The sequence below is a fragment of the Bacillus sp. GMs2/2 genome, assembly GCF_050172095.1.
Lineage (GTDB): Bacteria > Bacillota > Bacilli > Bacillales > Bacillaceae_G > Bacillus_A > Bacillus_A cereus.
On sequence record NZ_JBNLYE010000158.1, the window covers coordinates 1 to 9,541 of the forward strand.

Below are 9,541 nucleotides of genomic sequence, written 5' to 3' on the forward strand. Positions count from 1 at the left end.
CCTATAAAATGATATAATCATATCAAAATACATATAGGGGATGAGAGGTTATGGAGCTTATCCGTGATTTATTGATTCAAATTGCCATCATAATTTTGCCACTATTTTTATATGAAGCGATTCGTTTAAATCGCTATCAAGAAATGCCTCCGAAGCCAAATCGTTACTTTATTATGTTTTTATCTAGCGTTACGCTCGTTCTCTCCATGACATACTCTATTTGTTTTGGCAATGTGTGTGGGTATAACTTTCACCCCATTCCAATTGTCAGTGGTTTTTTATATGGTGGGATTGTTGGTTTAATCCCAGCGGTTATTTTTGTTGCATATGAATGGTTACTAAAGGGAATGAGCTTTCTTCCAGTTTTAGAAGTAATATTTTTATTGATAGTTCCGCTATTTTTATCAAAGAAATGGTCTCTTTTTTCAAGGGATAAGAAATTAATTTTAGCATTTATGATTTCATCATTTTATGTGCTTGTTTCTTTAGTATTAGGCATGATTAATGTTCTTTTGGAAACAGGATTTACACCGTATATTTCGCAAATATATAGCGGATTTATATTTGCCTCGCTTATCATGGTCATGACAATGGTATTCCAGGTGTATTTAACTGAATATTTAAATGAAAATGCATTGCTACGTACAGAGATGCAAAAATCAGAAAAGCTTAATATTGTAAGTGAGTTAGCAGCAAGTGTGGCACATGAAGTTCGAAATCCACTAACTGTTGTTCGTGGATTTATCCAATTGCTAGAAAGTACGGAAGATGTGAAGAATAAGGATTATATGCGTCTCGTATTAGCTGAATTGGATCGGGCGGAACAAATTATTTCAGATTACTTAAATTTAGCAAGGCCGCAAATTGAGAAAAAAGAACACATTTGTTTATCAGCCCAATTAATAGAAATGACCACTCTTATGTCGTCATTTGCAGCGATGCAAGGTGTATATTTACAAGTTGAAATTTCAGAAAGTCTTTATACGATTGGTGATAAGACAAAATTGAAGCAAGCTATTATGAATGTTGTTAAAAATGGTATTGAAGCAATTCAAGGAAATAAAGGATATTTAAAAGTAACAGCTATTCAAAAAGATGAAACAATCATAATAAGAGTTAAAGATAGTGGTGTTGGTATGACGAAAGAACAGTTAGCAAGGCTTGGGCAACCATATTATTCTTTAAAAGAAAAAGGGACAGGATTAGGACTTATGGTAACATTTAGTATTTTACAAGCGCATAATGGTACATTGGAATATAAGAGTGAAAGTGGAAAAGGCACTGAAGCAATTATTATATTACCAGCTGTACAAAATAAGGAATAAAAGTTACCGATGAAAGGTAACTTTTTATTTTATATTGTTTATTCATTTGTTTTTTCTTGTTTTGCTCGGCTAAATAAACTTTTAAATGATTGAAAGAAGCTTTGCTCTTTTGAGGCAGCAACCATTCTTTTTGTTTCTTGAATTTCTCGAATAACTTGCATAAGCTGTGCATCACGGTTACTGTCTTTGTTATAAATTTGACTAACAAGTTTATTCATTTTTTCTTCCTGTTTGGATTCTCGTTTATACATATGATTCATTAATAAGTCCATCTTTTCTTTTTGCAGTGCATCTGTTTGAGCGGCGTGATCGACTAACTCTTGAAGCATTTTTTCTTGAGAGCCTTCTTTTACATAAACTTGTTGCATCAATTCGTCTAGTTTCTCATCCTTTAAACGATTTTGTGTAATTAGAGTAGAATTTTGATGAATAATTGCTTCATTTAATTGAGCTAGCATTTCAAGTTTTAACATGAACTCCTCAAAGTTACGCCCATCTTCTTTTTCTTTCGTTTGTATCTCTTGCTTATCTTGTATAACTGGTACAGGTGGGGCCTCTTTTTCTTTTAAAATAATCGGTATCGTTTCTGAAATATCTTCTTGTAATGTAGCAGCTCTTTCGTGTATAGATTTCAATAATTTTAAATCATCAAGTTTATAAATACGAGCATCAGCTGTTTTGGAAATCATATAACCATGTTCCTCTAACAGTTGACTATATTTGCGAACTATATGTTTTGGGATGCCTGTTTTATTCGTGACATCTTTCGTTTTATAGGTAGCTTCCATCATATTTCCTCCCCAAAAAGTATCGTATATATCATTTCAATCTTTTATGAGGACTTCCTTTGAAAAAGAATGTCGGAAGGCTATTAGTTTTCTACAGCATTAGTGAAAAAATGAAAATTTTTGGCGGAATGGCAAGGAATAACTAAAATAATGTCTGAAAACATATACAGGAGAAGTTTGTTATAATAACGGAGGAAAAGAAACTGGTAGAAACATGGAGGTATACATGAAGCAATTAAAAGGTATTATCATTTCAATTATCGCAATTCTGTCTATTTTAGTAGCAGTTTATGAAGTACTTGTGCCAGAGGAAACAAGTGTAAAGAAAACGAATACGTATGATCAAGTGTTAGAATTTCCGAAAGAACGTTATCCAGAGACAGGAAAACATATTACGGATGCTATAAAAGAAGGGCATTCAGAAGTTTGTACAATCGATCGTGGTGGTGCTGCAGATAGAAGGAAATTGTCGTTAGCGCCATATCCATCAAAAAAAGGGTATGATCGTGATGAATGGCCAATGGCGATGTGCAAGGAAGGCGGAAAAGGAGCACATATTGAATATATAAGTCCGGCGGATAACCGTGGAGCAGGCTCTTGGGTAGGGAATAAGTTAGATAAATACCCAGATGGTACGCGAGTAAAATTTGAAGTGAAGTAGTAGTTGTATATTTCATAATGAAGGAGAAGGGGAACTATGGAGTTAACGATTTCTTATTCGCAATTAATGTTGATGAACTATGACGGTGAGCAGCCTTATGTAGATTGGACTGATGAAGATTTTGAAAGAGGTTATGCTAAGGCAGATGGAACTGTTATTTTTGAAGCACTTTCTGATTATACTTGTGAAGTGAAAGTGACCCCAGGGAAACATATTGAAAAAGAAGAAGTAGTTAGAACGATTACGGTTCCTTTTACAGTTGAAAATGAAAGTATCGTTATAACGAGTATTCTTTCTAATAAATTTCAAATACCTATTCCAAATGGTGAGTATACAGTTGTATTACAAGCAATTCCTCTTGAAGAGCCAACGGATGATGAATTATATAAAATACAATATGAATTCTTTTTTGAAAGTAAAGAATAAAAAATGGGTTATCCTGAGAAAAGGATAACCCATTTTTGTTATGCGTTTGTTTTTAAAAGGGAACGAGCATCTTTCGCTGCTTGCACCATATGTTCTAAAGCTGGAATAACTTCTTCTGTTCTTCTCGTTTTTAAACCACAATCGGGATTAATCCAGAAATATTTAGGATCACATACTTCTAAAGATTGTTCTACGATTTTATACATTTCATCTTTACTCGGTACACGTGGGCTATGAATATCATATACACCTAGGCCAATGCCTTTTTCATATGTTGTATGTTTTAATGTATCAATAAATTCTCCGTGACTTCTTGATGTTTCGATAGAAATTACATCTGCATCTAATGCGCGAATCGCGTCAACAATATCTTCGAAGTTACTGTAACACATATGAGTATGAATTTGTGTTTCATTTGCTACAGAAGAAGTTGCTAAAAGGAAGGATTGTACTGCCCATGTAATATAAGCATCCCAATCTTTTTCTTTTAGTGGCATTCCTTCACGAAGTGCGGGCTCATCGACTTGGATTACTCTAATTCCGGAAGATTCAAGTAGTTCAATTTCGTGACGAAGAGCTAGTGCAATTTGATACGAAACTTCTTTTCTTGGAATATCATTTCGAACGAAGGACCAATTTAAAATTGTAACAGGTCCGGTTAACATTCCTTTTACAACTTTTTCCGTTAAGCTTTGTGCATAAACTGTTTCCTTAATAGTCATGCCGTTAATAAAGGCTACATCACCATAAATAACAGGTGGTTTTACGCAGCGGGAACCGTAAGATTGTACCCAACCGTTTTTAGTGAATGAGAAACCAGCAAGGCGCTCACCAAAATATTCAACCATGTCAGTTCTTTCAAATTCACCATGTACAAGTACATCAAGCCCAATTTCTTCTTGGTAACGAATCCATTTTTCTGTCTCTTTTTCAATAAATTGTTCATATTGTTCATTTGAAATAACACCGTTACGCCATTCTTTTCGCGTTTGACGAACTTCAGTTGTTTGCGGGAAGCTACCAATAGTCGTTGTTGGTAATAGCGGTAACTCCAGGGCAACTTGTTGTAATTCGTATCGTTTTTCAAATGGAAGAGGACGTGAAAAATCTTCTTCTTTTAGTGCTGTTCGTGCTGCTTTGACATCTTCTCGGTTACGTGCAGCAGATGAACGAATTGTATGATGTACGTTTCGATATGTTTCCAGCTCATTACTAATGCTTTCTGTACCTTGAGTGAGAGCGGAATGAATAAGAACTAACTCTTCTAATTTTTGATTTGCAAATGCTAACGCATCAAACAGCTCAGTCGATAAGTGAGTTTCTTCTGTTTTATCGATTGGTGTATGCAATAAGCTACAAGAAGGCTGAACGATGATATCTTTCGTTTGGACTTGTTTTTGTAACGTTGTAAATAACGTAAGTACTTCATCAAGGTCAGCTCTCCAAATGTTACGGCCGTCTATACAACCGACAGCTAAAGTTTTATCAGCTGGGAACCCATATTTTGAAATAGCATTTAAATTGCCTTCTTTACCATGAATGAAATCTAATCCAATACCGGATACCGGGAATGTAATAATTTCTTCATAGTTTTCTTCTACGCTATCAAAATATGTTTGTAAAAGAAGAGTCGCATTTGGAACTTCTTTACGAATAGCTTCATAAATTTCTTTTGCTTGTTGAACTTCTTCTTTCGTTAAAGAAGCGAAAATCGGTTCATCAACTTGAATGGCTTGTGCCCCAGCTGCATGTAGTTCTGAAAGCAGTTGTACGTAAGGTACAACTAACTGTTTTAAAATGGTAGAAAATTGTTCTTGTGTATAGCCTTTAGCTAATTTTAAGAAAGTATATGGTCCTAAAATAACAGGCTTTCCATCTACTCCTAATTCTTGTTTTGCCTCTTCGTATAAGCGAAGTGGACGATTATCTTTTAAAGAGATTTGTAATCCCTCTTCATATTCAGGAACGATATAGTGATAGTTTGTGTTAAACCATTTTGTCATTTCGGAAGCTACGTGATCTTTAGAGCCACGCGCCATTGCGAAATATACATCAAGGTAAGATGTAAACTCAGAAAAACGTGATGGAATAAATCCTAGCATATAGGCAGTATCCAAAACGTGATCATAATATGTAAAGTCGCCAATTGGAATGAGTTCAATCCCTTTTTCTTGCTGTACTTTTACGTGTTGAAGGCGAATTTCTTTCATTGTTGTTAAAAATTGTTCTTCATCGATTTTATTGGACCAAAATGCTTCCAATGTTTTTTTCCACTCTCGTTGTAGTCCGATACGTGGATAACCTAAGTTACTTGTTTGAATTGCCATTTTAAATTCCTCCCTAATTGAAAGTAAGCATTTCCGTTTACTAGGAAATACCTATAACAAAAAGTACAAAGACATAGAAAATAAGCCTTCCTTTTTGTTTTAACACCTCATCATCATCCGTGAATCTATCAGTGTTGTTAAAACAGGCAGGTCTCCTGACTTATGCTTCATATAATTTCTTTCACCTTCCCGTTTTCACAGTGGTACTAAAAAGAAATCTCAGCATTTACAGTGGCGGGACCGTGTTGGAGTTTCACCAAGCTTCCCTTTTAAACACGAAACGAAACTTTCGTGTACCTATTTTCCTTTTGAAAGGAATTTAACAAGCGATATGATATTGAAACAAATTCTAACACAATTTTTGGAATTTTGTCTACTGTTTTGAAATAAGAAAATTCTAAAGTTTTTATTTCTTATTATTCTGAATTTTTATTCTGAATTAATTAATAATAGTACTGTATAAAAAGAGAAATTGAGCTATGAAAGAAGTAGGGATGTCTTCTTTCATAGCTCAATTTTCATCTATAGCAACTTCTGAAAGTCGGCCTGCTATAGCATCTTTAAGGAGGGTGTTTAACCATTGTAATTCAACTGTAATATGCTCAATTACACTTTGCAAAATATATAGTTGTGCACGTGGAACCTTTCCTTTATTACAATCATATATCGTTTGCATAGTATGTAAATATTGAAGAGTATCGTTTTTCTTTTTTTCTAAAATAGGAACTAATTCGTGATCATTGCTAAAGTGAGCGAAAGATAATGCTGAATAAATAGGTTTATATATTTGGTTTTTGGCTTCAAATTGTTTTAATAGTAAAGTATGGAATAGTTTTTTGCCTTCTTCTGTTATATGAAAAATCGTTTTGTCCGGTCGATTTGTGTCTCTAATTACATTTGTAATATGAATTGCACCTTGCTTTTCTAATTGCTCGAAGGCGTAATAAAGTGATCCTTTAGCATATTTAATGTAACAATCCATTTGTCGTTCTTTCATAATATGCTGCACTTCATATGGATGTTTATCTCCTTCGAGTAGCAAGCCGAGAATGACTAATTTCATGCTCATGCTGTCTCAACTCCTGTATACAAAAACTTTATCCCGCATTAACGGGCAGTAAGACCCCACCCAAAAATTCGGTGGAAGCAAAGAAGTTAGGTGGGGATTAACTGCCCGTAAAAACCAGATTGGTGAGGGCTAATAATCAGTGGGAGATGAACAACCCCCACTGATTAAAGTTTCACTTTATACATATTATAAACGGCATATCCTTTTTCATAAAGGAATATGCCGCTTCTTTTTTATATTAACTAACTTGCTTTTGTTTTTCTTTCTTTTTAGGGCCAGTAAAGAGGCGTTCATTTCCCATAAGTAAAATACAAATAATACTTAGTACAGCCGGGATGAGTGCCCAGAAGAATGTATTCGCAATAGATGTAGCGAGAGCTTCTTTAATACCCGCTAATATTTCAGCAGGAATTTTTGCGGTAGCGCCTGGTGATAATAAGAAACTTGTGTCTCCGCCTTTTGGAGCTAATTTTGCTAGTTCAGGGGGGAATACAGAGTTTAGTTTATCTGTAAAAATATGATTTTGAATTGTACCGAAAATCGTTACACCAAGAGTCATACCGAGTGATCGGAAGAATGAGTTTGTTGATGTCGCCGAACCACGGTCTCGCATTTCCAACTTGTGAATAGAAGACATACTTAATACTGAGAATGAGAAACCGACACCAAGCCCAGCGAGAATCATAAATAGTGTTACGAGTAAACGAGGTGTGTCCATTGTTAAAGTACTTAATAAATAAATACCAAGAACGAAGAAGACACCAGATACCATCATAATGTTACGATAGCTTGTTCGAGACGCTAATTGTCCTCCTGTTTGACTTCCAATTACAGAACCAACCATCATTGGTGTTAAAATTAATCCAGCATTAGAGGCGGAACCTCCAAGAACGCCTTGAATGAAGATTGGAATATAAACTGTACAGATAATAAAAGCGGCACCATAGAAAAAGGCAACTCCTTGACTAGCTGCGAATAAAGGTTTTTTAAATAGATGGAACGAAATAATAGGCTCGGTTGCTTTTCGTTCTACAAAGAAGAAAATAATAAGCGTAATAACTACTATTGTAAATAAGCCAATAATTACAGTAGAATTCCAGGCATATTCTTTACCACCAAGTTCTAATGCGAACATTAAGCAAACGATACTTATGACAAGTGTAATAGCACCAGCCCAATCAATTTTTTGTTTTCTAAATTCTAGAGACTCACTGTAGTATTTAGTAATGAAGAAAAAGGAGATAAGTCCTAATGGAATATTAATATAGAAGACCCAATGCCAACTTATATAGTCTGTAATATAAGCACCTAATAAAGGACCGAATACACTAGATGTCCCGAAAACAGCACCGAATAGTCCTGTCATCTTTCCGCGTTTTTCTGGTGGGAAGATATCGTACATAATTGTGAAGGCGATAGGCATAAGGGCACCACCACCGATACCTTGAATAGCTCTATAAATACTTAATTGCTCAATACTTGAAGCTGTTCCGCAGAGCGCAGAACCGAATAAGAAAAGAATGAGGCCACCAATATAAAAACGTTTCCGTCCGTACATATCAGAAAGTTTCCCGAAGATAGGCATCCCTGCCATTGTTGCTACCATATAAGCTGATGTGACCCAAACAAACTTATCAAATCCTCCTAGGTCTCCAACGATTGTTGCCATTGCGGTTGCAACGATTGTATTATCCATTGCGGCCATTAATATACCAAGCAGTAAACCAGCAACAACAAATTTTGTCTTGTTGGCGTCTTTTTTTAATGGTTGAGTTTCCAAATATAACCCTCCTTTAGAAATAAGTAAACTATATTAAGTTTTGAGTGCAGTGGATAAAAAATTTTAATGTATAGTTGATTTTAATTTCTTTTCCATAAGTGCACTGATATGCCATAAAGAATATTATAGTCAAATTTGACTATAAGGCAAACTTTTTCTTCCGTCAAAATATTCTTTCGTATGAGTAGAGAACGAGTGAGCCATACTGAATATTGCTATAAAGGAAATGAAGTAAATTGTAAAAAAATTTCATAAAGAACACCTTCTGTTAATAGATGAAAAATGGTTTTTTCTTCATATTGTCGAATAGGATAAAAGGAAGAGAAATATTAAACATTGCTTGTAGCAAGCTTTAGTAATTTGAGGAATTCATTGTGTGTATGTTACATCTGAAATGAGGTGAATATATATTATGAAAATATGGGGACGAATTTCGGATACAGGAAAGTATTCAATACCGCTACAACCAGTATTGTGGATTGACGGATCGAAAAAGGAAAACGAATTTCCTCAAGTAGCCGTTACATTACAAATTGGTAGTATGTATACAGAACAGTTTTCGTATGAATTGACCTACGATGTAAACGACATACTTATTATGCGAATTGAAGTGGAAAATAAAGGAGTAGAAATGATTTCGAGAGTTGTTGTAAGTCATATGATTCGAGATTACTTTGCTTATATTCCTAATTCTTTAAAAGTTGATAAGGGGATAAGTGAGTTTTTATTCCAGCTTGTTAGATGGCGAATTGATGATTTGTTACCGAATGAGAAGGTGGAACTACGTTGTAAAATAAAAGCTAATAAAGATAAAGCTCTTAAACAAACATTCTTTCAGGCTACATATACATTTCAAGATAAAGAGATATCATATGGCCCACTGCAAACAAATGAAGTTGTTGTGCGTCAATGATAAAAAGGAACCTGTACAAAAGGTTCCTTTTTTAGTGAAGGTTGTGTTTTTTGAGTATTTTCTTTTGCTCCATTCCTTTTTTTCCTACATAGTTATTTTTGTAGCCAAAGTATAGAATAAATAAAAATGAAACAACATTAACAATAGCGTCGATTTGATCGTTTGTAATAAAGTGTATGCCGAAAGAGGTAAATAATAATTTTAATGATAATAGAAAACCAGCTAGTAAACGCATAGCATCTGATAGATTCT

Annotated in this window: 9 protein-coding genes and 1 riboswitch; of the genes, 4 read left to right on the top strand and 5 right to left on the bottom strand. The window is 34.5% G+C overall.

Annotated elements, in window-relative coordinates:
* The first annotated feature begins 50 nt into the window (after window positions 1–50).
* Entirely contained in the window at window positions 51–1,325 is a 1,275-nt protein-coding gene (kinB, locus tag ACQGS6_RS17920; RefSeq protein WP_000420369.1) for a sporulation sensor histidine kinase KinB, read from the top strand.
* Between the two features lie 38 nt (window positions 1,326–1,363).
* Here the strand turns inward: kinB and ACQGS6_RS17925 are convergent, their stop codons facing one another.
* Window positions 1,364–2,113 (bottom strand): DUF3967 domain-containing protein, encoded by a 750-nt coding sequence (locus ACQGS6_RS17925; RefSeq protein ID WP_000388471.1) that lies wholly within the window; start codon window positions 2,111–2,113, stop codon window positions 1,364–1,366.
* A gap of 226 nt (window positions 2,114–2,339) precedes the next feature.
* Between ACQGS6_RS17925 and nucA the strand changes: the two genes are divergently transcribed.
* Both nucA and comJ read left to right on the top strand, forming a co-directional pair.
* The gene (nucA, locus tag ACQGS6_RS17930) at window positions 2,340–2,774 is read left to right on the top strand and encodes a DNA-entry nuclease (RefSeq protein ID WP_000811494.1); all 435 of its coding nucleotides are present in this window, start codon (window positions 2,340–2,342) and stop codon (window positions 2,772–2,774) included.
* Window positions 2,775–2,810: 36 nt separating this feature from the next.
* Window positions 2,811–3,200, top strand: coding sequence for a competence protein ComJ (gene comJ / locus ACQGS6_RS17935; RefSeq protein WP_000424030.1), 390 nt, complete (start codon window positions 2,811–2,813; stop codon window positions 3,198–3,200).
* A gap of 38 nt (window positions 3,201–3,238) precedes the next feature.
* On the opposite strand, the gene metE is transcribed toward comJ, so the two are convergent.
* From metE to ACQGS6_RS17950, 3 genes are all read right to left on the bottom strand, one after another.
* Window positions 3,239–5,527 (bottom strand): 5-methyltetrahydropteroyltriglutamate--homocysteine S-methyltransferase, encoded by a 2,289-nt coding sequence (gene metE / locus ACQGS6_RS17940; RefSeq protein ID WP_001007613.1) that lies wholly within the window; start codon window positions 5,525–5,527, stop codon window positions 3,239–3,241.
* A 128-nt stretch (window positions 5,528–5,655) separates the two neighbouring features.
* A riboswitch (cobalamin riboswitch) is annotated at window positions 5,656–5,843 on the bottom strand.
* Between the two features lie 195 nt (window positions 5,844–6,038).
* A complete protein-coding gene (locus ACQGS6_RS17945) occupies window positions 6,039–6,596 on the bottom strand; it encodes a PadR family transcriptional regulator (protein ID WP_000062063.1) in 558 nt (185 codons plus the stop codon).
* Between the two features lie 238 nt (window positions 6,597–6,834).
* Entirely contained in the window at window positions 6,835–8,376 is a 1,542-nt protein-coding gene (locus tag ACQGS6_RS17950; protein ID WP_426965374.1) for an MDR family MFS transporter, read from the bottom strand.
* 412 nt (window positions 8,377–8,788) lie between these two features.
* Between ACQGS6_RS17950 and ACQGS6_RS17955 the strand changes: the two genes are divergently transcribed.
* The gene (locus ACQGS6_RS17955) at window positions 8,789–9,289 is read left to right on the top strand and encodes a hypothetical protein (protein ID WP_000708120.1); all 501 of its coding nucleotides are present in this window, start codon (window positions 8,789–8,791) and stop codon (window positions 9,287–9,289) included.
* A 31-nt stretch (window positions 9,290–9,320) separates the two neighbouring features.
* Here the strand turns inward: ACQGS6_RS17955 and ACQGS6_RS17960 are convergent.
* Window positions 9,321–9,541: SPP1 phage holin family protein (locus ACQGS6_RS17960; RefSeq protein WP_426965375.1), on the bottom strand; the 221-nt coding region annotated here is incomplete at its 5' end.